Below are 21,705 nucleotides of genomic sequence, written 5' to 3'. Positions count from 1 at the left end.
TGTCCGCGACCATGAAAGCGCTGCAGTACCGCGAGTTCGGGGCGCGTCCGGAGGTCGTCACGGTCGACAAACCGGTGCCCGGGCCCGGTGAGGTGCTGCTGAAGATGACCGCATCGGGCGCCTGCCACTCCGATGAGTTCATCATGTCGACGCCTGCCGACCAGTACGTGTTCGCGCCACTGCCGTTGACCCTCGGGCACGAGGGCGCAGGCGTCATCGAGGAACTCGGTCCGGGCACCACCGGCATCGAGGTCGGCCAAGCGGTACTGGTGTACGGACCGTGGGGCTGCGGGATGTGCCATTCGTGCGCGCAGGGCAGTGAGAACAACTGTGTTCACGGGATCAGCGCGCCCGGAATCCACCGGCCGGGCACCATGGCCGAGTACATGATCGTCGACAGTCCAAGGCATCTCGTGCCGTTGGGTGATCTCGACCCGGTCGCGAGCGTTTCACTGACCGACGCCGGACTCACGCCGTATCACGCCATCAAGCCCTCGCTGTCGCGTCTCTCTCCCGGCACCACCGCACTGGTGATCGGGGTCGGCGGTCTGGGTCACGTGGGTGTTCAGTTGCTCCGTGCGCTGACTCAGGCAACTGTCATCGCTGTCGATCTCGATCGATCGCGGGTCGATCAGGCCCTCGAACTGGGTGCGCACCACTCCTTCATCTCCGATTCCGATGCGGGAGAACGCATCAGGGAGCTCACCGGTGGTCGCGGCGTCGATGCGGTCTTCGACTTCGTCGGTGCACAGAGCACAGCCGATCTGGCGCAGTCGTCGGTGGCCGTGGCCGGCGAGATCGCCCTGGTCGGTGTCGGCACAGGCACCGTGGGAGCCGGGTACCTCACCCTGCCGTTCGATGTGTCTGTGCGCGTGGTCAACTGGGGCTCGCGTAGCGAACTGATGGAGGTCATCGAACTCGCCAGACGCGGTGCGATCAGCGTGACGGTGTCCGAGTTCTCGATGGACGACGCACCATCGGCCTACGAACAACTCCACGCGGGCAAGGTCCGGGGTAGGGCCGTGGTGGTTCCGACCCGCTAGTACCGAACCCGTCGACGGCGGCAAGGGCCCGGCCGGCGGGTCAGTAGATGGCTTCGCGGTGCGGGTCGAAGTAGTGGCCGATCCGCCGGGCCGAGAGCTGACGGAAGATCTCGCCTGCGGCCGTCGGCCACGCGGAGGTGGTGACTGCCTCGCTCGCTCGTAACAGCGTCACCGAGATCAGTGCGACGCGGCCGAGCGGGGTGTCGAAACCACTCGGAGCCCCCCAGCCCTTGTTGCTCAGCAGAACACCCACAGTGCTCCCGACCGCCCACTCACGGGGCGCCCGCACTCCGGCGAGCTCCACATACACCGGATCGACCGAAGCGGTGATGGTGCGTACGAAGTCTTGCCCACCAGAGGCGGCATGGGCCGCGACCGCGGCGATGATCGTGAAAAGCCAATGCTCGCGCGCGCTTTCGTCGGCACGCAGCTCGGGGTCGATGGACTCGACGAAGAACTCCGCGCCCACACCGACCATCGATCCGTTCAGCGCACCGACAAGACTCGGCGCCGACAGACCATCGGTGGCCACCAGGGTGGTCCGTTCGCGCGCCACCACCCGAAAGCCCCTTGTACCGCCCGGCCACAACACCTCGTTGTCGGGTAGCGGTGCGAGTATCTGCTCATACATCCGTCCGACGCCCCGCCAGATGTTGTCGCGTGCCGTCTGCGCCTCACGTGCACCGGGAACATCCTGTGTCGACTCCTGGCCGCGAATCGCAACGCCCACTCCTCCGCCGTGCTGCACCGGAGCCGGAGTCGACGGCACCTGCGAACGGGCATGCGCCCGTTCGAACGCACGCTGGGTGAACGCCATCTCGTTGGACTCAGGAGTCATTGCAGGCGAAGGGATCTCGACCACCGCGTCGTCGGCTACGAGAAACACCAGACGCATGCGGCCGCCTGATCGCGCCGGGTCGGCTGGTGTCTGTGTGAAAACCCGCCAGCCCGCCTGAATCCGTTGCGCTGCCAGGGAGTACAGATTGTGCCCCGCGTGGTCGATCCGGTGGTTGCGGATGAAGTCCAGCGTGATGGTCACCGCTGCAGCGGCATCGGTGGCGCGGGTGGGCACCGACCCTGCGGATGGGAACGGGAAGTAGGAGCCCGACAGCAGGTGTGCGAGGGGAACGCCGCCGACGTAGTCGACCAACCACCGCGGGGCATCCCGCGGATACCTCAGCAGATCGTCGCGGTAGGCATCGGCGTCGAAGATGAGCGTCGGATCGATCGGCCCGTGCTCACCGTGGTCGAACCGGACAACCGGGGCGCCGGGCCCCAGCACGATCTCGAGCAGCAGACACGCATCGGCCCCGGATTGATACCGTCCCACCCTCAGGTCTCTGGCCACTTCGAGCGCAGCCGGCGGCATCGGAATGGGCGTCGGTGGCACAGGCCCGAAGTACGTCAGGGCGTAGCGGGTGGCGGTACCGGCAAAACTGAATGTGGCTTTCGCTCCGGTGGCACCGAGAGGCGCGACCGATTGGATGAGCCTGCCGATGGTCGAGATGAACTCGGGCTCGGCCATCAGGCGGGCTTGCGTCGAGGACCAATACGTCATCGCGCAATCACCTCCCCACCTGCGGCCTTCTGATCCGTCACGTGTCGCGATCTTGTGATCGGCGTGCGATCGAAGCCATTATCGCGCATGTGGGGAGGTGCGCGTCTACCTATCCGTTCCGGCGGTCACGCCACTTGCACAGTTCGGTGGCCAGCGAGATGTCGTAGTCGGGGCCGTTGACACCGACCGTGAACAGGGAAACGCCCTCGTCGGCGAGACTGTCGGCGAGCTTCACGGCTTCGTCGAGACCGCCTGCCTGCGACAGCTCCGCCGAGTGGGCGATCTCACCGGGGTCGCGACCGACTGTTGCGCAGTGATCAGCCAGTACCTGCGACTTGTGCCGGTAGGTCTCCAGGTCGACGAACGAGTGCCAGTAATGAGCGTGCTGGGCGACGAACTTGAGCGTCTTCTTCTCGCCGCCGCCACCGATCAGGATCGGGATCTCGCGAACGGGCGCCGGGTTGAGCTTCGCGAACCGGTTCTTGATCCGGGGCAGTGCCTCGCCGAGGGCGTCCAGTCGGCTTCCCTTGGTCCCGAAGTCGTACCCGTACTCGGTGTAGTCGCGTTCGAACCAGCCCGAGCCGATACCGAGGATCAGCCGGCCACCCGAGATGTGGTCGACGGTGCGGGACATGTCGGCCAGCAGATCCGGGTTGCGGTAGCTGTTGCAGGTGACCAGCGCGCCGAGCTGGATGCGTGAGGTCTGCTCGGCCCACGCCGCGAGCATCGTCCAACATTCGAAGTGCGCGCCGTCCGGCTCACCGTAGAGCGGGTAGAAGTGGTCCCAGTTGAACGCGACATCGACACCGGCGTCTTCGGCGCGGCGAACCGCGTCACGGATGTTGTTGTAGTCGGCCGCGTGCTGTGGCTGTAACTGGACTGCGATCTGAATTGGTGTGCTCATGAGTTCCAGTGTGCATCAACCGTGCCGACGGATCGCGGCCTGCGCGGCATGCATGCCACACATACCGTGGACGCCGCCGCCGGGCGGGGTCGATGACGCGCACAGATATACACCGTCCACGGGTGTTGCGTACGGCACGCGCGCAACCACGGGCCGCGTGAACAATTGCCGCAAATCGGACACACCCGAATTGATGTCGCCGCCTACGTAGTTCGGGTTGTACACCGAGAGTTGCTTGGCCGTCATGCTGTGCCTGGCGATGATCACGTCCTTGAACCCTGGGGCGCAGCGTTCGATCTGCGCTTCCACCGCTTCGGTCATGTCGACGTCAGAGCCATGAGGCACATGGCAATACGCCCAGGCGACGTGTTTGCCGTCGGGAGCACGTGATGGGTCGATCACGCTCGGCGTTCCGCCGATGAGATTGGGACGCTCCGGATGGCGTCCTGCCTTCACGTCCTCTTCGTTCTGCCTGATCTGCTGGTCGTCCGAGGCGATGTGAAAGGTCGCCGACTTCGCGGTGTAGGGGTCGTTCCACGGGATCGGTTCACTCAATGCGTAGTCGATCTTGAACGACCCTGGGCCATAACGGTATTTGGCCAGACGGCTGCGGTACCGGGTCGGCAGGCGGTCGCCCATGATCCTGCTGAACTGGGTCGGGTCGATGTCGAAGAACTTCAGGCGGGTGTCGGGCATGTCATCGAAACTCCGCACGGGATGATCGGTTCGGATCTCGCCACCGTGAGCTTTGAGCGCGCCGGCGAGGGCATCGGCGATCGACTGACTCCCGCCCCGCGCGATCGGCCACCCGCCCGCGTGCGCGAGCATCCCGAGTATCAACCCGAACGATGCCGTGGCCACCCCGCTGGTGGGCCGGACCACGTGAGTTGCGATGGCCGCGAACAACGTACGGGTGCGTGGATCTCGGAACATGATCTTGTTGAACGCGTCTGCACTCAGCAGCGCCTGCGGTCCGAACCTGGCCGCCACCAACAGGTGGCGCGGGATCCGGAACGGGCCGAAGAAGTCGCTGATCAGGTCTTGCGAGTGTTTGGCGGCAAATCCGAGGGTCGCGCCCCATGCGGCAGCGTCACGGCCGAGCGTCTCTTGGGTACGCGCGAGATCCCGGAACAGCGGCAGAGCGGTGCCGTCACCGAACACCTGCGACAGCTGAACCTCGGGGTCGAGCCATTCCAGCCCATACCGGCCCAGATCCATCGAATTGAATGCCGGCGAAGCCAATCCGGTCGGGTGCACCACCGAGCACATGTCGTGCCAGAAGCCGGGTTCGGTCAGCTCGCTCGTCCGGGTTCCACCACCGATCGTCGGATGAGATTCGAGCACCAGGACCTTGTGGCCGGCATTGGCGAGTGTGACCGCTGCCGACAAACCATTGGGTCCTGATCCGACCACCACCGCGTCGTAACCATCCGCCCTCACAAACACCAACCTTAATCGCGTAACCGCGAGTCTTTACCGCTGATTCATGTTCAGGTTCCCGCCGGTTTCACTGCGATGCCTACCGTTCGACAAGTTGGTCGAAGCCCGCGACCTCGTCAGCCCATCACTTTCGTCAGCACAGGGAGTCACCACGGTGAGAGTTCCACTTGCCATTTTTGATAAACACGCAGGCGCCTCGAAGCGCTCCCGCGTGACGTGCCACTACAAATGTGGCGACGCATGCTGGCATGAACCTCCCAACACCAGCGACAACGAGTACTTCCGGGACATCGCCCGCAACGCGGTCTCACGTCGCTCGGTACTGCGTGGTTCGGCCGCCGCAGTGGTCGCCGTGGGAGCCACCTCGGCCCTCGCCGCATGCGGCGATGACAGCAAGTCGACAGCACAACCGTCGAGTGCGGTGGAGGTCACCGGCACCGGCGACGGCAACGGGATGAACTTCGTCCCGGTCGCGCCGAACACCGAGGACGCCCTGGTCATCCCCGATGGGTATGAGCAGGCCGTGGTGATCATGTGGGGCGACCCGGTGGTCCCCGGGGCACCCGCCTTCGATTTCGACAACCAGACCCCTGAAGCGCAGGAAAAGCAGTTCGGGTTCAACAACGACTTCGCCGGACTGATCCCCATCGAGGGACAGGCGGGGCACTACTACCTGGTGGTCAACCAGGAGTACACCAGCGAAGAGTTCATGTTCAAGGGTTACAAGCCGAAGGAACCGACCGAGCAGCAAGCGCGGATCGCCATGGCTGCGCACGGCATCACGGTTGTCGAGGTGAAGAGCGAAGACGGGTCGGGCAAGTTGACTCCCGTTGTCGGCGAACGGAATCGACGCCTCACGGCAATGAGTCCGTTCACCCTGACCGGCCCGGCGGCCGGCAGTGAGTTCGTGAAGACCAACGCCGATCCCCAGGGAACCACGGTGCTCGGCACCATCGGCAACTGCTCCGGTGGTCTCACGCCGTGGGGAACCATGATCTCCGGCGAAGAGAACTTCAACGGTTACTTCACCGGCGCGTCCACTGTCACCGACTCCACGGCGAAAGACCGCCTCGAGCGGTACAGCTTCGACGATGAAGACGACTTCCATCAGTGGGGCAAGTACGAGACCCGGTTCGATCTGGCGAAAGAACCCAACGAGGCCAACCGATTCGGCTACGTCGTGGAGGTCAATCCACACGACCCCAAGTCCACTCCTGTCAAGCATTCCTCGATGGGTCGCCTCAAGCACGAGGGCGCCAACATCTTCGTCACCGACGACGGCACCGTGGTCGCCTACACCGGGGACGACGAGCGGTTCGAGTACATCTACAAGTTCGTGTCCAGCAAGAAGATTCAGCCAGGCGTGGGTGCGGCGGCCATGCAGCACAACATGACCATCCTGTCGAACGGCACGCTGTACGTGGCCCAGCTGACCGGCAACCAGCCCGATCAGATCGACGGCAGCGGCAAGCTCCCTTCCTCGGGATCGTTTGCCGGAACGGGCAAGTGGTTCCCGCTGCTCACCGTCACCGACGACGGCGCCGAGTCCAAGGTCGAGGGCATGACGGCCCAGGAGGTGGCAGTGTTCACCCGGCTGGCGGCCGACAAGGTCGGTGCCACCAAGATGGACCGTCCCGAGGACATCGAGCCACACCCGAAGACCGGCAAGGTCTACTGCGCGCTGACCAACAACGACAAGCGCGGCACGGCGGGCAAGGCCGGCGTCGACGAGGCCAATCCCCGGAACGAGAACAAGAACGGACAGGTCATCGAGTTCACCGACGACCATGCCGGTACAGAGTTCACCTGGGACCTGTTGCTGGTGTGTGGTGATCCGGCCGCCGCCGACACCTACTACGGCGGATTCGACAAGACCAAGGTCAGCCCCATCTCGTGCCCGGACAACGTGGCCTTCGATCCGCACGGGAACCTGTGGATCTCCACCGACGGCAATGCGCTGAAGAACAATGACGGACTGTTCGCCGTTGCACTCGAGGGCGACAACCGCGGCGAGACGAAGCAGTTCCTCACCGTGCCGAGAGGTGCCGAGACCTGCGGTCCGATCATCGACACAGACCGGATCATCGTCTGCGTCCAGCACCCCGGCGAAGAGGACGAGTACTCGGCCGACAAGCCTTACTCGAACTGGCCCGAAGGCGGCGATTCGCAGCCTCGCCCGTCGGTGGTCTCGGTGTGGAAGTCGGGCGGTCAGATCGGCGTCTGACCCGCTCCCTGCCGGATTCGCTCCGCTTACCGACGTCTGCTCCCGTTGTAACGGGCGCGAACGCGCGTAAGTGGAGCGGATCTGTCTGTGAGGTCAGGGTTTGGCTGTCATCGCTGCGATGATGGCGGCGACCTGCGCGGCCAGCGCCTCGGCGGAACCCTCGTCACCGGTGAACCACCGGAAGAGTGCTTGCTGGAACAGGCCGTCGAAGATCGCGTAGGCCACCGGCGGACTCAACACCGGGGGTCGACCGGTGAACTCGGAATGGCGTGTGACCATTCGCCAGATCATCGCTTCCAGACCCTGTTCGATCTCGCCGACGGCGGGCCGGAAGACCTCGTCGAAATAGCTCTGAGCACGCATGTCGTACCAGAGACGGTGCATCGGAGCCTCGTCCGTCAGGCTCGTCGCCATGGCGGCCGAGAATCGTTTGGCGAGGTCATCGACGTTTTCGGAGCCGTCGATAGCGGCGTCGTACCGGGTGACACATTCGGCTTTGTACTCGCGGACTCCGAAGATGATGAGTTCGTTCTTGTCGGCGAAGTAGTAGTGGAGCACCCCGTGGGTGAAGTCGGAGTTGCTGGCGATGTCGCGAAGACTGGTGTTCGCATAACCCCGTTCCGCCAGAGTGGCCAGCGCCGACCGGGCAAGCTCTCGCTGCCGTTCGCCGAACTTGTCCACGCGACTCTCTGCGCGCGTCCTCCGGGTTGAGGTGCTCATCACCGAGCAGTTTAGATCCGGGTCACGGCCGGAACAATGGCGAACGGACTGTTTTTGCAGTTACGGCGTCACGCCAGGAACTCGATGATCAGGTCGCCGACCACCTCGGGTTGTTCGAGATGCAGGAAATGCCCGGCGGCCTCGACAACGCGGACGTCGCTGCCGGCGGGCAACACCGCACCCGCCCGTTCGGCGAAGCCGGCCTGCATACATCCGTCGTCGGCACCGTGCAGGTAGAGGGTGGGTGTGCGGGCTTCGCCTGTCATCGCCCTCTGCATCGACCGGTATCGCTCCGCAGGCCGGGTGGGTCGCAGCGTGGCCCGGTAGTACGCCAAGACCGCGGTGCGATGCGCTGCGGTGGGCAACGAGTCGAAGACGTACCGCAGGTCTTCGGTGGCGTCGAATCCCGGTGACCATCTCCGCCAGAGCAGAGGGATGAGCTTGTCCAATGTCCACTCAGACAGGCGCGGCAGCTGGACGAACATGGTGTACCAGCTCAGAAAGGCTTGCCGTGCATACAATTTCGCCATCGCTGCGGGATCGGAACGCACCTGGGTGAATGCCCCGATCGGAGGTACCGCCATCGACACCACGGTGCGGAACGGCGAGCCTTCGAAGGCCGCCAGCCCATTCGAGGTGAGTGCACCCCAGTCGTGTCCGACCACCACGGCCTGATCATCGGCGCCCAGGCATCGGTGGATCTCCACGGCGTCGTACATCAGTGCGCCCACGTGGTAATCGCCGTCGCGGGCGAGCCCGGACGGCGCGTATCCCCTGCCGAACGGAGCGATCACCCGGTAGCCCTGCTCGGCCAGTCGCGGTCCGAGGTGCCGCCACGTGTACGCGGTATCAGGGAACCCGTGTAGGCACAGCGCCAGTGTTCCGTCTGCCGGTCCCCAGGCGAACGCCTGCAGATCCACGGTCGGCAACGTCAGTGAGATCGACTCGGCTCCGGCGGGTGGCTCATGCATGTGCTGATCCAATCAGGTCGGCTAGTCCAGCCAGTCCAAAACGGCTGCAGCGGTCCAGGATTGCTGCATGCTACCCAGCGGCTCTCCGGTGAACGGCTCATAATATTCGGCGAACGACCCGTCTTGCGCCTGCCTCAGCCCTTCTTCACGCAGCCGCGCCGAACGTTCCGTCCAACCGCGACGGGCGAATGCCCACGAGAACAGCCAGGTCATCACCGGCCATACCGGCCCGCGCCAATACTCTCGCGATTTGAAGTCCGCCGAGATCGGTGAGGTCGACGGCGGGACCGCGTACTTGAGGTCGGGGTGACCGCAGAAGCGAGGACCTTCGAAGAGCTTGAGCAGTGCACGCTCACGGTCGCGCGGCAGGCCACCACACAACAGCGGTGCAAACATCGCGATGGTCTCGGTGTTGATCCAGCGGCCCGCACGCAGATCGAAGTCGCGAGCGGCCCCGTTGCGTTCCGAGGTCGCCGCCGCGACGCCGGCACGGTATCGATCCGCCCAGGCCCGCAGGTCACGGACATCCGAGCGAGGTTTCGAATAGTCCTCGCCGATCGTCGCGAGCACGTCACACGCCACCGCGAAGATCGCGCTGACGAAAACGTCTTCGATGGCGAAGCTCATCACCTCGGGCAGCACCGCATCGTCGTAGTTCGCCATCTTCATCTCGTGGACCAGCCACAGATAGCGGTCGTACTCGACGTCGGATGGGCGCATCGAGGCGTCGGCGCCGTGTGAGAGGTCGGCACGGGTGTACGGCGGCAGATCGGCCCCCGGCTTCACGTTCTCGTAGGCGGCATCCCAGCGGGGCGAGTTGTCCATCCCTGATTCCCAGCCGTGGTACAGCGTGATGCGACCGCGGCCCTGCGGATCCCGGGCATGCGCAAGCCATCTGTGCCACCGGACGAGGTCGCCCCATCTGCGGTCGAGGAACTCCTCGGCGACCGAGCGTGTGGTGCGGCCCTGACGGCGGGAATGGTCGAGGATGCGTTGCACCGCAATGGCGTGGACGGGCGGCTGGGTGATGCCCGAGGTGTGCGGCGCCCGCGGTGCGTTGAACGCGAGCTGTGAACACTCCCATCGCGCCGGACCCGGGAAGTACCCGTCGCGGCCGTTCGCGAAGACGATGTGCGGGATCATGCCGTTGCCCCACTGCGCCGAGAGCAGGGTGTCCATCTCGACCACCGCTCGTTCCACACTCAGCGGCGCGAGGCCGACCGTGACGAAAGCCGCATCCCAGCTCCACATGTGCGGGTACAGACGCGGCGCCGCACTGGTCATGGTGCCCAGATCATTGCCACGCAGCAGGTAGGCGGCGCGCGCCGACAGTTGCGTGTTGGTGAAGCCGACGTATCCCACGGTCACATTCTGGCCCCACGGGCGCGATCGTGCCCATCTCGCTGTCCAGACCCTCTGGCAGCCCAGGGTGCTGACTAGGGTGGCGACCATGCCAACCGCGTTGATCACCGGGGCCAGCCGTGGTCTGGGCGCTTCCATCGCCCGTCTGCTCGCGCCCACTCACGACCTGTTGCTCGGCGGTCGACCGTCGACCGAATTGGACAACATCGCATTGCAACTCGACGGGGTGACCACCTGGCCTGTCGAACTCACCGACGCCGACGAGCTCGCGGCCGCCACCGAGGCGATCAGCGAACTCGACGTCCTGGTGCACAACGCCGGCGTAATCAGCTGGGGTTCGATCGAAGACACCCCGGCCGATGAATGGCGACGCGTGCTCGAGGTCAACCTGATCGCCGCTGCCGAGTTGACCCGCCTCCTGCTGCCCGCACTCCGTGCCGCGCGGGGGCACGTGGTGTTCATCAACTCGGGTGCCGGCCGACACGCCAATCCGGGGTGGGGCGTCTACGCCGCGAGCAAGTTCGGCCTACGCGCGCTGGCCGATGTTGTTCGGGCCGAGGAACCATCGTTGCGGGTCACGTCGATCTTTCCCGGGCGCATCGACACCGACATGCAGCAGGAGTTGGTGGCGATGGAGGGCGGCGAGTACGACGCCACCCAGTTTTTGCTGCCCGACACGGTGGCGTCGGCGGTGGTGGCAGCCATCCACACGCCGGCCGACGCCCATCCCCATGAGGTGGTGCTCAAACCGACAGGCCGTCGCTGACTGACATCCGCTTGGTCGCCGATGATCCGGCGGCACTTTCCGAGTCAGTACAGCTGTGGCTCCCGCCAGTGGGGCAACACATCCCGACAACGGAAAAGATGCGGACATGGCGCAGCCAGTAGTTCATTTCGAGATCATCGGCAGCAACCCGGACAACCTCCGCGGCTACTACAGCGCCTTGTTCGGTTGGGAGTTCGATCCGCCGTCCACCGTGGCTGCGGAGATCTCGGAACCGGACAGCTACGGATTCCTCGACCTCATAGCAACACCTGACGGCACCGGGATCCGCGGCGGTGTCGGCGGTGGTAGCGGGCGGGGCAGCCATGCGATCTTCTACGTCGGCGTTCCCGATGTCGAAGAAGCCCTGCGCCAGGCCGAAAGTCTCGGCGGCATACGGGTGTTGGGACCCGTGACTGCACCGAACGGACTTGTGGTGGGGCACTTCACCGATCCGGAGGGAAGTCTGATCGGAGTCGCCGGCGCCGTGTAAGAGAGATGACCGATGACCTCGAGTTCGGTGTCAACGGCCCTCGGCCGGATTCTCGAACCGTAGGGTGAGGGTCATCGGGCAGACAGCGCAATCGGCAGTTGGGGAGAACATGACGTTGAAGTATTCAGAATCCGATCGGGCACTTGCTCGGGCGGCGTACGAGACCCTCGAACCGTTTCACGTTGTCGCCTACTTCAGCCCCGACATCAAAGCCGCTTGCGCCGACACCGGACTGGACTTCCACGGCTGGTACGTGGGCGCTCGGGGCGCTCCGCTGGGGCCATGTGACGCCTCGGTTGTCGCTGCGGCGTTCTTCAACTTCAGCCCCGCGGTGGTCGGTCCCGGGTGGGATGCCGCCAAAGCCGTGGGCCTGGACGTGGTGAACGACCGCCGGTACCAGATGCTCGACGAGACGTTGGGCCGTGCGCTCGGCGACCACATCGGGAATCCCGTGCTCGACGAGTTGGCGGATCGCTACGCCCAGAAGGCTGCAGACCTGCCCATGGGCGGGCGCACGCTCGCGGCGGCATGGGCCAACTCGCAGCCCCCGACACAACCGCACGTTCGGCTGTGGCATTCCATCGCAATCGTCCGCGAGTGGCGGGGTGACGCCCACATCGCCGCGTTGGTCACCGCGGGCCTCGACCGGCTCGAAGCGCTGGTGCTTCACGAGGCACAGCATCCCGACCCCACGGTGCGGCGCCGTCTGCTCGGTAAGAAGCTGGTGATGGTGACCCGCGGCTGGTCCGAGGACGACTGGAGTGCGGCCGCGGACAATCTGCGGGCGCGCGGGTTGATCGATCAGGCGGAGTCGGGCGAGATCCTCACTGCAGCCGGCGCCGAACTCTACAACCACATCGAGGAACTCACCGACGATGCAGCGGCAGCTGCCTGGTGTACAGACGACGACACCGAGCAATTGCTCACGGCGACAAAGCCGTTCGTCAAATCGGTGATCGACGCGGGAATCCTCCCGGGGACCAAGAAGAAGTAACCGGTTCGGTCAGCTGGCGAGCCAGAGCCGGCGCCGGATCACTCCGCGCATCCGTTCGACATCGTGCGGATTGAGCGACGTCGGCGGTTCTTCGTCGACGATGTTGTTCAATTCGGCGAAGAAGTCACGGACGGGCATGCCGAACCGCTCACGGATCTGATCGGACGGGCCACCGCCGAACTGGTACCAGTGCGACTCGAACTCCACCATTTGCTGCTGCTGTGGTTTCAGCGACATCGCAAACACACCTCCCCGATCGACGTAAGAAGAATCCCCGGTTGTCCGACGGTTTCTGCGTCGGGCCATCGATTCTTGATACCGCAAACTTCGGTTCGATGCGAGATTTAGATCACACATGAGCGGAACTGCCGGGAGAACAGGCGGCGACCTGCACGATCACCCCCCGGTTTGATCCGTCGATTGATCCATCACATAGATCGTCGCGCCCGGTGCTCGGACGACTACTCGCAGCCGCGTGGCGCGCGGCGCTTGCGGCGATTGCCGATGTCGACGCGGGACGTCACTCGGCCGGAGGTCCACCGATCAGCGGCCCTCCGGCAGCTCGCCAATCGATCAATCCCTTGCTGATGTTCCGGGCTTCCCATCCCCAGTCTTTGAGCAGGTTTGCGGCGGCGGAGGACCGCAGCCCGCCTGTGCAGAAGGTCAGCAGCAATCGGTCGTCCGGCAACTCGTCGGAGCGGCGCTCCAGGTCTTCGAGAGGGATGTGGACCGCACCCGGGATGTGGGTCCTGTTCCACTCGAACCGCCGTCGGACATCCACAACCAACGCGCCACCCTGTGCGAGGTCGATTGCCTCTCGGGCTGAAACCTTCGGTGCTTGACGCAGGTAGTGGCGAAAGCTCACCAGATGACGCCGATCCCGGCGGCCAGGAGGGACAACACCCCGACGGCATAGAAGAGCGGGCGCGGGACGTGACGGCCCGTGCGTCGCTGCTTCGCGTTCCCCGCACCGAGAACCCCACCCAGGACGATGAGGATGGCCAGTTTGAGGCCCACCTTCGGCCAATTGGTCTCCACACCGGCAGGCCAGGGTGCAGCCAGGACGACCCCACTGATCAAGGAGACCAGCAAGCCGTAGTCCATCGCGGCGGTGGTCCTGAAACGGCGTGCCAGCGCCTCCGCCGCCCATCCACCGAAGGTCACGGCGAACCCGATCAGATGAATCCAGATCACGACGTTACGAAGTACGTCCACGCTCACCCCTTGCCTCGGCCCGCCACAGGGGCAGTCCATGCTTGACGCCTATTGGTTGCGGCAGTTTCAGTCAGACTGTAACTGAGGATGCTCGCATGTCAAACCGTCTGATCGGCGCCTCATTCCCGGCCGCACCCACCCCCCACGGTGGTCTACTGTTGGCCGGAATCGACGAGTGAGGAATGTCAACGTGCCGGAGGACGATCGCGCTGTCGAGGCGACTCCGACCGCCACCGAGGATGGCATCGCGCCCTCGAGTGCAGCCTTCGTACTGATTGCCCTGGGCAACCGGATGCGCGCGCGGGTGGAGTCCCGCTTGGCGACCGAAGGTATTGCCATTCGCCACCTGTCGGCTCTGGGCCACCTGACACGAAGGCCAGGGATCTCCTACAGCGAGCTCGCACGCCGTGCGTCTGTGACCCCACAGAGCATGCAGGCGACGTTGAACAAGCTGGAGGCGATCGGCGCCGTGGAGAGGACAACGAGTGGCGGAAGAGGCCGCACCGCAACACTCTTCGTGACCGAGGAAGGCAAAAGACTACTGGCCGTGGGCTACTCGTCGTACGCAGAGCTGGATGCCCTGCTCACAGAGCATCTCGACATGGAGACGTTGAACGACATGATGTTGCCGTTCATGAAACTCCTGCGGAGCCTCGACTCCGAGTGAGTCAACCGCGACCATCTCCGCCTTGTCGGGTATCAGGAGTTGGTGGCGTATGCGACAGCGGAACCCGTCGGCGGCACCCGAACCGCGCGCCCGGCCGACGACATAGCCGCGGTGTGGATCTCGATGGTCCCGTCGGCGCGCTGGAGAAGCGTGGTCACCGTGCCGTCGTCGCCGACCAGCTCGATACTCCTGACGCCTGTCTCTGCGTCGCCCCGACTCCTCATCGAGTCACCTGAGAAACGAGCCTCGTCACCGACCGTTCGCACGCTGCTTGCCATGTCCGCCGCCTTCTGGAGTGTGTACATGGGAAGTTCGTCGCCGACGATGCAGCGGATTGGTTCACACAGCACCTCGAGAACTCCCTCAGGTGCAGCCCACAGACGGAACACCGTCCTGCACCGACCTCGCGAAGCCGATCAATGCCGCGGTCACCTCATCGGGCCGCTCCATCTGGATGAAGTGGCCGGCCCCGTCGAAGGTGCGGACTGTCTGAAGCCTGGGCATCGTCTCGCGCATCCGGCCGATGGCTTTGCGGCCTGCCATCGTGATCACCGGGTCCTCACCACCGGCGAGAAAACAGGCCGGGACGTCAATGACACGACCGTCGACGGCGCTCTCCCAGTTGAGGTCCGCGGCGCGGTACCAGTTCAGACCACCGGTGAATCCGGTTCTGCGGAAAGCTGTCTCGTATTCGTCGAGGTCCCCTTCCGACAGCCACGACCACGGCAGTTGCGGTGCTGCCGGCAGTACGTCGAGGTACCCCAGTCGGCGGCCGCCGCGGTGGCTCGGATGCTGCCAGATGTCGAGGTAGCGAAAGTTCCCCGACAAGGCGTGGAACAACCGCATGAGGAACTCGCGCGGTGCCGCGTTCAGTTCGGCCTCGGCGAGATCTGGCTGCATGAAGTACTCGAAATGGAAGAAATGGCGCTGTGCCAGAGCCGAATAGGCGTCGGACGGCCTGATCGGCAGCCGGTCCGGAGCGTAAGGCATGGCGAGCAGCACCAGCCCGGCCACCCGCTCGCGATGCTCGAGGGCAACGGTCCATGCGGTCGGGGCGCCGAAGTCGTGGCCCACAACAATTGCCTGTTGAACCTCAAGAGAGTCGAGCAGCGCGACCACACGATCGGCGATTGCGGCGAAGGTGTACTCGGCAACGCCGCCGGGCGAATCGGTGGCCCCGTAGCCGGGCATGTCCGGCGCGATGACACGGAAGCCGGCCGCCACCAGGGGCTCAACCTGGTGACGCCAGCTGTAAGCGAGCCCAGGAAACCCGTGGAGCAACAGCACGGCAGGACCGTGCCCGTCGTCCACGAGGTTCCACGTGAATCCGTCGACCGTCAGTGTTCGGTAGGGCACCGACTAGACCTGCTGGAGGTCTTCCTGGCTCCACACCGCACGCATGCTGGTGATCTTGCAGTTGTCATCGAAGACCATGATGTCCACGGGCGTGATCTTGAACGCGGAGCCGCCGGCCTCGGTGATGAGGGTGAACTCGAATACTGCCGTGTCGCCAGCAATCTTGGACCAATGCAGCTCAGCGGTGGTCTTGTCCATCGCAGCGATCACGCCATAGAACTCCACGATCGATTCGCGCGTGCTGCGCACGTCGGCGCCGATCGGGTCTTCGACCGTTGCGCCCTCTGCGTACAGATCGGCGACCTGCTCTGGCTTGCCGTTCGCCACCAGGTCCACGTAGGACTCGACGACCTTTTTGATTTCCTCGACACTCGGCATGTGCATCTCCCTCATCGACTAGAACATGTTCTAGTTCGAGGACGTTACCCGTGATGTCCAGCTGAGTCCCGGAAAGGTTCAAACACCCACCAAAGCCAAGAGGTGCTCACCCGCAATGGGTGAGCACCTCGAGATGACTTCGATGGTGTGGTGAGCGGGTCAGCGACTCTGGTCGGCTGCGCCCTGTTCCGTGCTTGCGCCGGCATTCGCCAGCTCTCCCGAGGCATTCTCGAGGTGCGCACGGACGAACCACTGGAACTTCTCGAGTTCCGCAGTCTGGCCGATCAGGATGTCCTCGGTGACCGGATCGATCTCGCCTGCAACGGCAATGGCCTCACGCTGCGAGGTGATCACGCCGACGTAGACGAGGTCGAGGGCGCCGAGGTGGGCCTGCACCGTGTCGCGGCCGACCGAGTAGTCGTTCCAGGACCGATCCTCTTCGATCGCCTTGGCGGTGCCCTTCGGTGAGCCACCCAGGGTCGCGATGCGCTCGGCGAGCGTGTCGGCGTAGCCGCGGGCGAGTTCGACCTGGGGATCGATCATTTCGTGAACGCCGATGAAGTTGGCACCGACGACGTTCCAGTGGATGTGCTTCAGAGTCAGATGAAGGTCGTTGAACGCGCTGAGACGTTCCTGCAGGACAGAGACCAGTTTCTTTGTGGCGTCATCAGAGAGGCCAGGCGCGGTGAAAGTCATGACCGCAGTTTGCCCTGCCGACCCAGATCTCAAACCCGACCGTGCCGCCGAGACCGAACTGCGACCTTGTCATAACGGTTCGGTAACGGGTGCGGGTACACCTGGGCCTACCGTGTGGTTGGCTTGGTTGATGATCGAACGCAAGTGCTTGACAGTGGCAACCGGTGACCTCGACCTCTGAGTCGGACGAGATCTTCGAGGGACTCGAACTCGTACCGCATTACGCACCCATTCGCCGGCTCGCCGACGATGCGCTGGTCGCTGTGGAACTACAGGTCCTTGGACGCGGGGACACCGCCCTGAACACCCCGAAATCGCTGCGCCGCGCTGCGCGGATGATGCAGCAGACCGACGTCGTCGACGGTCGCAAGCTTTCATTTTTCAACGCGGACCCGGCCAAGACCACCGTGCCCATCTTCGCGACCGTTGATCTGCAGTCGCCCGCTCACCTCGCGTTCGCGGCCCCGCCCGAGCACCACCTGCTTCTTTCCGTGGACCCCGGCGAGACCTTCCGCCGGCCCCGCTCCGTGTTGGACGAGGTCGCTGCGGCCCGTGCCGCGGGTCGTCTGATCTGCGTGGACCGATTGGGGCTCGATGATCGCGCGTTGACCCTGCTGTGGCTTATCGAACCCGACGTGATCTTCACCCCTGCGGAGTTGCTGGCCCGCACCCGCGATCCAGAGATCGCCGGGCTGGCCCACGCACTGGCCGCCCACGCCGAACGGACCGGAGCTCTGGTCATCGCCGAAGGTGTCGACACCGAGGCGCTGCGGGTGGCGGCGCAGACGGTCGGAGCCACCCACGGCATGGGAGCCCTGTTCCCGGCTGCGCACAGCCCGGCGCTTTTCGCCGACGAGCCGGTGGCTGCACTGCCGCCACGTGACACCGCGGCCGGCCCCGCAGATGATGATTCGGCGACCACCCCGTACGCCATCGTCAGTGCGAGTCACGTTCCCCGCCCCGGCGACAAACGCCTGCTGATCGAGATGAGCAAGGCCCTGGAGACCCAGGCTGCGGCCGCCGGCCCGGGAACCCTGGTGCTGGGGACCTTTCAGGAGGCTCGGCAGTTCACACCGGCGACGGCACGGCGTTGGCGTTCCCTGGCCGACAAAGCCGGTTTCGCCGGCGTGTACGGCGTCGGCCTGCCGCAGATGCTCGACGGGAACGTCCAGCACGCTCCGCTCGACCCGGATGATGACCTCGTCAACGAGTGGACGGTGGTGGTTCTCGGCCCGCACGCCTCGGCACTCCTGTCCGCGCGCGACCGGCACGAACCGGTCCCCGACCTCGATCGCACCTTCGACGTGGTCCAGAGTTACAACCGTGACCTCGCATCCCGTGCGGCGCACGCCATCCTCGCCCGATTCACCTCACCGCGAGTGGCTGACTGATTCGACGGAGGGCGCCGGCATGGCCAAACAGACGATCGACCTGCGCCGGTTCGTGCGCGCAGATGATGTCCTCGAGCAGGGACGTCGATTGCGCGAGGACCTTGCACCCGGTGCACACGCTCACCGCGCCGCAGCCGCGGATCGACCCGGCGTGCTCGAATACATCGCTGCCAGCAATGAAGGCCGGATGCCCGAACTCATCCCGCTGCGCATCGGGCGGATGACCGCGTCCCCGTTCTCCTTCTTCCGCGGCGCAGCCGGTTTGATGGCGGCCGACCTGGCCGGTACACCCGACAGCGGGCTGGCCGCACAATTGTGTGGCGATGCGCACGCCGCCAATTTCGGGTTGTACGGAACCCCCGACGGCAAGATCGTGATGGACATCAACGACTTCGACGAGACCATCCCGGGGCCGTGGGAGTGGGACCTCAAGCGCCTTTCGGCGAGTTTGGTGCTCGCGGGCCGGCAGGGCGGGGTCTCGGAATCCGGCTGTCGCGAAGCCGCGGAGGACGCCGTGAAGTCGTATCGCAAGACGATGAAGAAGCTCGCCGACGCGCCTTTTCTGCGGTCGTGGTCAGTGATCCCCGACGTCTCGGTTCTGGATCAGGTCAAAGCCGACTCTCTGCTGGACAGCTTCGAGGCTGCCGCAGACAAGGCGATGAAGAACACGAGCGAGAAGGTGGTGGCGAAGTGGACGCAACAGGTCGATGACCCTGCCACCGGAATCCAGCGGCACCGGTTCGTCGCCGACCCGCCGAACCTCACCCGGGTGGACACCGCCACCGCCGATGCGGTCATCGACGGCCTGACGGACTACGTCGACACGCTTCGCGAGTCGCGACGGAACCTGATCGCCCGATTCGCGGTGTCCGATGTGGCTTTCCGGATAGTGGGCACCGGCAGCGTGGGCCTTCGGAACTACGTGGCCTTGCTGCACGGTAATCGCTCGGAAGACCTTGTGATGCAGGTGAAACAGGCAAAGTCATCGGCGTTGGCCCCCTACGTTGCAGCCGACACTCCCCGGCACGAGGGCCGGCGCATAGTCAACGGCGCACGGATGGTTCAGGCAGAGACCGATATCCTGCTCGGCTGGACGACGATCGGTGGGATCCCGTTCATCGTCCGACAGTTCCGAAACCTCAAAGGCGACATCGACCCCACCACCCTCAAGGGCAGTCTGCTCGACGACTACGGGCGCCTGGCGGGCGGATTGCTGGCGCGAGCTCACTCGCGGTCGGTCGACCCGCGCCTGCTGGCCGGCTACTTCGGCGGTGGCAAGGTGATCGACAAGGACATCGCGGCGTTCGCGGTGAACTACGCCGACCAGACCGAACGCGACCACGGTGAACTGGTCGCCGCTGTCGCTGCGGGAACGATTGAGGCACAGCTCGGCTAACACCACGCGTATTACTTGACACCGCACCTACATACGGGCTTTGGTCAGAACAGTGTGCAAAATCGACCAGCCGCACCGACGTAGGAGCAGGCCATGACCGAGTACCCACCGCGCGAGAACGAACCCAATGTCCCCCTCGGGAAGGGTTCGGGTCAGCCAGAGCCGCCGGCCGGGCAGTATCCCCCACCCGGCGGCCAGAACTATCCACCGCCCGGCCAGGGCTTTTCGCCTCAAGGCGGCTTCCCGCCGCCACCTCCTCCGATGGATCAGTACTCCGCTCAGGGTGGCTACCCCGGGCCTGCCGGCTTCGGACCACCGCAACTATCGGTCGGCTCAGCTCTGAGTTACGGATGGTCCAAATACAAGGCAAATGCCGGCGCCTGGATCGCGATCTGCCTGCTGTCCCTGGTGGCCAGCTGGTTTGTCCAGTTCGCGTTCTCCGGCTTTGATTTCCAGAATGAGTTGTCCGGTGGTGGGGCCGCGCTCAGTGTGATCGGGACCGTGCTGTCGTTCATCGTCAGCACGCTGTTCCGTGCCGCGTTCACCAACGGAGCTCTTGCCGAGCTCGACGGTAACCGGCCGTCGATCGGCGCTTTCTTCAACTTCCGCAATCTCAGCGCGGTGTTCATCATCGCGGTCCTGGTGGGCGTGGCGACCGTCGTCGGGTTCATCCTGCTGATCATTCCCGGCCTCATCGTCTTGTATTTGACCTGGTACGCACTGACTTTCGCGATCGATCGCAATCAAGACGCCTTCACCGCGATCAAGTCGAGCTTCGAGCTGACGTCGAAGAACATCGGATCACTGCTCCTGTTGGCGCTGGCCTGTTTTGGGCTCAACGTCCTCGGCGCGATCCTGTGCTTGGTCGGCCTGCTGTTGACCATTCCGGTCACGCTCATCGCAAGCACCTACGCGTACCGCGTGCTCACCGGCGGTCCGGTATCACCGGTAGCGTGAGTGCATCCGGAGCCCACTGATCAGGTCGGATGACCTTGCAGCTCAGTGGGTTCCGGGTCTTCGGCGGGTTCGGGTCGCTGGCCCACATGGATCAGGTTGCCGTCAGGGTCGGTCACGTCTGCGACCCGCTCGCCCCAGGGCATGTCGGTGGGCGGACTGACAACCGTGGCACCCGCAGACACCAGGGCTTCGAACCCTTCTTCACAGCTCTCCGCGTACAGCCACAGCGCTCCCCGACTGGGTGTCTCCGGCGCTGAGGGGTCTGATCCGATCCCGAAGGACGACTTCCCGATCTGCAGACTCGCGTAACCCGCGGGCCCTTCTTCCGGAAACCGGTAGTCCAGTTGGGCATCGCATGCCTGTTGATAGAAGGCGACGAGGCGATCGAGGTCTCGGCTGGACAGGATGGGGAACAGCTCGGTGAACACGATTGAAGTCTCCTTGCAGCCCTGACATCGGTGTTGTCGCCCAGACTAGCCGCGTATCCGTTTGCTTCTCAGCCTGTTTCGATTCCGGGAGCCGGGTCCGACAGATTTGTGCAGCGTGGGGCGATAATGTCGGATATGCGGTCGCGGCACAAGATCCTCGAAGCCACTCGTGCGCTCATCGCCGAGCAGGGGTTCGACGGCGTCAACATCGCTGCTGTCGCGCATGCCGCGGGGGTGTCACGCCAGACGGTCTACTCCATCTTCGGGTCCCGTGAGGAACTGGTGTCTTCGGCGATCGCCGATCTCACCGTCCACGTGCTGGGAGACATCCACGCCCGGGTGGACACCATCGACACCTCGATCGCCTATGTTGTCGAACTCATCGTGGCCGGACGATCCGCGGTACGCGACGACCCCCTACTCGCTCTGCTGCTGCAAGCACAGCAGGGCAACCCCGTGTTCGACACCGGCATGATGTCGCGCGCGAAACCGGTTACCCGCGAGTTTCTCTCGCCGTTGGCGGCGCGAGATCCCCACGTCGCGGAAAACCTCGACAACATCGTCGAGATAGCTCTGCGCCTCGGATTGTCGGTGGTGCTGTTCGACAGCGACGCCGTCCACTCCGACGATGATCTACGCCAATTCCTCACCATGTGGCTTCGTCCTGCGTTGGATCCCACTTGATGGCCCGAGTGTAATTCTTGACACATTGGCGCGTGACTGTCTAGTTTTGACCACGCCTGCAGAAC

24 protein-coding genes are annotated in these 21,705 nt (G+C 64.6%); 10 read left to right on the top strand and 14 right to left on the bottom strand.

Features of this window, described 5'->3' with window-relative positions; translation table 11 throughout:
• Nucleotides 1-11: 11 nt before the first annotated feature.
• Nucleotides 12-1,043, top strand: coding sequence for an NAD(P)-dependent alcohol dehydrogenase (locus WIMU1_RS07725; protein ID WP_062797429.1), 1,032 nt, complete (start codon nt 12-14; stop codon nt 1,041-1,043).
• 40 nt (nt 1,044-1,083) lie between these two features.
• Here WIMU1_RS07725 and WIMU1_RS07720 read toward each other — a convergent pair whose 3' ends face one another.
• The 3 genes from WIMU1_RS07720 to WIMU1_RS07710 all read right to left on the bottom strand — a co-directional run bounded on the left by WIMU1_RS07720 (nt 1,084) and on the right by WIMU1_RS07710 (nt 4,945).
• A complete protein-coding gene (locus tag WIMU1_RS07720; protein WP_062796228.1) occupies nt 1,084-2,601 on the bottom strand; it encodes a hypothetical protein in 1,518 nt (505 codons plus the stop codon).
• A gap of 109 nt (nt 2,602-2,710) precedes the next feature.
• Nucleotides 2,711-3,505 (bottom strand): LLM class F420-dependent oxidoreductase, encoded by a 795-nt coding sequence (locus WIMU1_RS07715; RefSeq protein ID WP_062796226.1) that lies wholly within the window; start codon nt 3,503-3,505, stop codon nt 2,711-2,713.
• 15 nt (nt 3,506-3,520) lie between these two features.
• Nucleotides 3,521-4,945: a phytoene desaturase family protein gene (locus WIMU1_RS07710; RefSeq protein ID WP_062797427.1), complete on the bottom strand. Its 1,425-nt coding sequence runs from the start codon at nt 4,943-4,945 to the stop codon at nt 3,521-3,523.
• A gap of 154 nt (nt 4,946-5,099) precedes the next feature.
• Between WIMU1_RS07710 and WIMU1_RS07705 the strand changes: the two genes are divergently transcribed.
• Entirely contained in the window at nt 5,100-7,169 is a 2,070-nt protein-coding gene (locus WIMU1_RS07705; protein WP_062797426.1) for a PhoX family protein, read from the top strand.
• Between the two features lie 93 nt (nt 7,170-7,262).
• Here the strand turns inward: WIMU1_RS07705 and WIMU1_RS07700 are convergent, their stop codons facing one another.
• From WIMU1_RS07700 to ggh, 3 genes are all read right to left on the bottom strand, one after another.
• The gene (locus WIMU1_RS07700; RefSeq protein ID WP_062796222.1) at nt 7,263-7,889 is read right to left on the bottom strand and encodes a TetR/AcrR family transcriptional regulator; all 627 of its coding nucleotides are present in this window, start codon (nt 7,887-7,889) and stop codon (nt 7,263-7,265) included.
• A gap of 68 nt (nt 7,890-7,957) precedes the next feature.
• Nucleotides 7,958-8,860, bottom strand: coding sequence for an alpha/beta fold hydrolase (locus WIMU1_RS07695; protein ID WP_062796215.1), 903 nt, complete (start codon nt 8,858-8,860; stop codon nt 7,958-7,960).
• Between the two features lie 21 nt (nt 8,861-8,881).
• Nucleotides 8,882-10,222, bottom strand: coding sequence for a glucosylglycerate hydrolase (gene ggh, locus WIMU1_RS07690; protein ID WP_030166637.1), 1,341 nt, complete (start codon nt 10,220-10,222; stop codon nt 8,882-8,884).
• Between the two features lie 88 nt (nt 10,223-10,310).
• Here ggh and WIMU1_RS07685 point away from each other — a divergent pair, with 88 nt between their 5' ends.
• From WIMU1_RS07685 to WIMU1_RS07675, 3 genes are all read left to right on the top strand, one after another.
• Nucleotides 10,311-10,988: an SDR family oxidoreductase gene (locus WIMU1_RS07685; protein WP_062796214.1), complete on the top strand. Its 678-nt coding sequence runs from the start codon at nt 10,311-10,313 to the stop codon at nt 10,986-10,988.
• 106 nt (nt 10,989-11,094) lie between these two features.
• Nucleotides 11,095-11,478, top strand: a complete 384-nt coding sequence (locus tag WIMU1_RS07680; protein ID WP_062797425.1) for a VOC family protein — start codon at nt 11,095-11,097, stop codon at nt 11,476-11,478.
• 109 nt (nt 11,479-11,587) lie between these two features.
• Nucleotides 11,588-12,472 (top strand): SCO6745 family protein, encoded by an 885-nt coding sequence (locus WIMU1_RS07675; RefSeq protein WP_062796212.1) that lies wholly within the window; start codon nt 11,588-11,590, stop codon nt 12,470-12,472.
• A 9-nt stretch (nt 12,473-12,481) separates the two neighbouring features.
• On the opposite strand, the gene WIMU1_RS07670 is transcribed toward WIMU1_RS07675, so the two are convergent.
• From WIMU1_RS07670 to WIMU1_RS07660, 3 genes are all read right to left on the bottom strand, one after another.
• Nucleotides 12,482-12,709 carry a DUF3263 domain-containing protein gene (locus WIMU1_RS07670; RefSeq protein ID WP_030166646.1) on the bottom strand — a complete coding sequence of 76 codons (228 nt, stop codon included), beginning with the start codon at nt 12,707-12,709 and terminating at the stop codon, nt 12,482-12,484.
• Between the two features lie 283 nt (nt 12,710-12,992).
• On the bottom strand, nt 12,993-13,337 hold the full coding sequence (locus WIMU1_RS07665; RefSeq protein WP_062796211.1) for a rhodanese-like domain-containing protein: 345 nt from the start codon (nt 13,335-13,337) through the stop codon (nt 12,993-12,995).
• The gene (locus tag WIMU1_RS07660) at nt 13,334-13,687 is read right to left on the bottom strand and encodes a hypothetical protein (protein WP_062796210.1); all 354 of its coding nucleotides are present in this window, start codon (nt 13,685-13,687) and stop codon (nt 13,334-13,336) included. The genes WIMU1_RS07665 and WIMU1_RS07660 overlap by 4 nt, the downstream gene beginning before the upstream one ends.
• Before the next feature lie 190 nt (nt 13,688-13,877).
• On the opposite strand from WIMU1_RS07660, the gene WIMU1_RS07655 reads away from it, so the two are divergent.
• Nucleotides 13,878-14,354, top strand: a complete 477-nt coding sequence (locus tag WIMU1_RS07655) for a MarR family winged helix-turn-helix transcriptional regulator (RefSeq protein ID WP_245968886.1) — start codon at nt 13,878-13,880, stop codon at nt 14,352-14,354.
• A gap of 32 nt (nt 14,355-14,386) precedes the next feature.
• On the opposite strand, the gene WIMU1_RS07650 is transcribed toward WIMU1_RS07655, so the two are convergent.
• The 4 genes from WIMU1_RS07650 to dps form a co-directional block, all read right to left on the bottom strand.
• On the bottom strand, nt 14,387-14,632 hold the full coding sequence (locus tag WIMU1_RS07650) for a hypothetical protein (protein ID WP_147431354.1): 246 nt from the start codon (nt 14,630-14,632) through the stop codon (nt 14,387-14,389).
• Nucleotides 14,633-14,717: 85 nt separating this feature from the next.
• Nucleotides 14,718-15,710 (bottom strand): alpha/beta fold hydrolase, encoded by a 993-nt coding sequence (locus tag WIMU1_RS07645; RefSeq protein WP_062796205.1) that lies wholly within the window; start codon nt 15,708-15,710, stop codon nt 14,718-14,720.
• 3 nt (nt 15,711-15,713) lie between these two features.
• Nucleotides 15,714-16,088, bottom strand: coding sequence for a nuclear transport factor 2 family protein (locus tag WIMU1_RS07640; protein ID WP_081729770.1), 375 nt, complete (start codon nt 16,086-16,088; stop codon nt 15,714-15,716).
• A 159-nt stretch (nt 16,089-16,247) separates the two neighbouring features.
• Complete coding sequence (dps, locus tag WIMU1_RS07635) at nt 16,248-16,784, bottom strand: DNA starvation/stationary phase protection protein Dps (protein WP_023958495.1); 537 nt, start codon at nt 16,782-16,784, stop codon at nt 16,248-16,250.
• A gap of 164 nt (nt 16,785-16,948) precedes the next feature.
• Between dps and WIMU1_RS07630 the strand changes: the two genes are divergently transcribed.
• From WIMU1_RS07630 to WIMU1_RS07620, 3 genes are all read left to right on the top strand, one after another.
• Nucleotides 16,949-18,175, top strand: coding sequence for an EAL domain-containing protein (locus WIMU1_RS07630; protein ID WP_062796201.1), 1,227 nt, complete (start codon nt 16,949-16,951; stop codon nt 18,173-18,175).
• A gap of 19 nt (nt 18,176-18,194) precedes the next feature.
• The gene (locus tag WIMU1_RS07625; RefSeq protein ID WP_062796199.1) at nt 18,195-19,571 is read left to right on the top strand and encodes a DUF2252 domain-containing protein; all 1,377 of its coding nucleotides are present in this window, start codon (nt 18,195-18,197) and stop codon (nt 19,569-19,571) included.
• A 93-nt stretch (nt 19,572-19,664) separates the two neighbouring features.
• The gene (locus tag WIMU1_RS07620) at nt 19,665-20,528 is read left to right on the top strand and encodes a DUF2189 domain-containing protein (RefSeq protein WP_062796197.1); all 864 of its coding nucleotides are present in this window, start codon (nt 19,665-19,667) and stop codon (nt 20,526-20,528) included.
• A 20-nt stretch (nt 20,529-20,548) separates the two neighbouring features.
• Here WIMU1_RS07620 and WIMU1_RS07615 read toward each other — a convergent pair whose 3' ends face one another.
• Nucleotides 20,549-20,956 carry a VOC family protein gene (locus WIMU1_RS07615; RefSeq protein WP_062796195.1) on the bottom strand — a complete coding sequence of 136 codons (408 nt, stop codon included), beginning with the start codon at nt 20,954-20,956 and terminating at the stop codon, nt 20,549-20,551.
• A 135-nt stretch (nt 20,957-21,091) separates the two neighbouring features.
• Here WIMU1_RS07615 and WIMU1_RS07610 point away from each other — a divergent pair, with 135 nt between their 5' ends.
• Nucleotides 21,092-21,640, top strand: a complete 549-nt coding sequence (locus WIMU1_RS07610) for a TetR/AcrR family transcriptional regulator (RefSeq protein ID WP_062796193.1) — start codon at nt 21,092-21,094, stop codon at nt 21,638-21,640.
• The last annotated feature ends 65 nt before the right edge of the window (nt 21,641-21,705 follow it).

It is taken from the genome of Williamsia muralis NBRC 105860 (genome assembly GCF_001598915.1).
Taxonomy (GTDB): domain Bacteria; phylum Actinomycetota; class Actinomycetes; order Mycobacteriales; family Mycobacteriaceae; genus Williamsia; species Williamsia muralis.
Note: the sequence above shows the minus strand (reverse complement) of the source record. Positions and strands in the feature narration are given on the sequence as shown.

Coding starts and splice junctions, on each gene's coding strand:
- WIMU1_RS07620 (WP_062796197.1), top strand. CDS start 19,665: ATGACCGAGTACCCACCGCGCGAGAACGAACCCAATGTCCCCCTCGGG.
- WIMU1_RS07640 (WP_081729770.1), bottom strand. CDS start 16,088: ATGCCGAGTGTCGAGGAAATCAAAAAGGTCGTCGAGTCCTACGTGGAC.
- WIMU1_RS07650 (WP_147431354.1), bottom strand. CDS start 14,632: ATGGCAAGCAGCGTGCGAACGGTCGGTGACGAGGCTCGTTTCTCAGGT.
- WIMU1_RS07700 (WP_062796222.1), bottom strand. CDS start 7,889: ATGAGCACCTCAACCCGGAGGACGCGCGCAGAGAGTCGCGTGGACAAG.
- WIMU1_RS07670 (WP_030166646.1), bottom strand. CDS start 12,709: ATGTCGCTGAAACCACAGCAGCAGCAAATGGTGGAGTTCGAGTCGCAC.
- WIMU1_RS07625 (WP_062796199.1), top strand. CDS start 18,195: ATGGCCAAACAGACGATCGACCTGCGCCGGTTCGTGCGCGCAGATGAT.
- WIMU1_RS07695 (WP_062796215.1), bottom strand. CDS start 8,860: ATGCATGAGCCACCCGCCGGAGCCGAGTCGATCTCACTGACGTTGCCG.
- WIMU1_RS07720 (WP_062796228.1), bottom strand. CDS start 2,601: ATGACGTATTGGTCCTCGACGCAAGCCCGCCTGATGGCCGAGCCCGAG.
- WIMU1_RS07680 (WP_062797425.1), top strand. CDS start 11,095: ATGGCGCAGCCAGTAGTTCATTTCGAGATCATCGGCAGCAACCCGGAC.
- WIMU1_RS07610 (WP_062796193.1), top strand. CDS start 21,092: ATGCGGTCGCGGCACAAGATCCTCGAAGCCACTCGTGCGCTCATCGCC.
- WIMU1_RS07675 (WP_062796212.1), top strand. CDS start 11,588: ATGACGTTGAAGTATTCAGAATCCGATCGGGCACTTGCTCGGGCGGCG.
- WIMU1_RS07715 (WP_062796226.1), bottom strand. CDS start 3,505: ATGAGCACACCAATTCAGATCGCAGTCCAGTTACAGCCACAGCACGCG.
- WIMU1_RS07685 (WP_062796214.1), top strand. CDS start 10,311: ATGCCAACCGCGTTGATCACCGGGGCCAGCCGTGGTCTGGGCGCTTCC.
- dps (WP_023958495.1), bottom strand. CDS start 16,784: ATGACTTTCACCGCGCCTGGCCTCTCTGATGACGCCACAAAGAAACTG.
- WIMU1_RS07725 (WP_062797429.1), top strand. CDS start 12: ATGAAAGCGCTGCAGTACCGCGAGTTCGGGGCGCGTCCGGAGGTCGTC.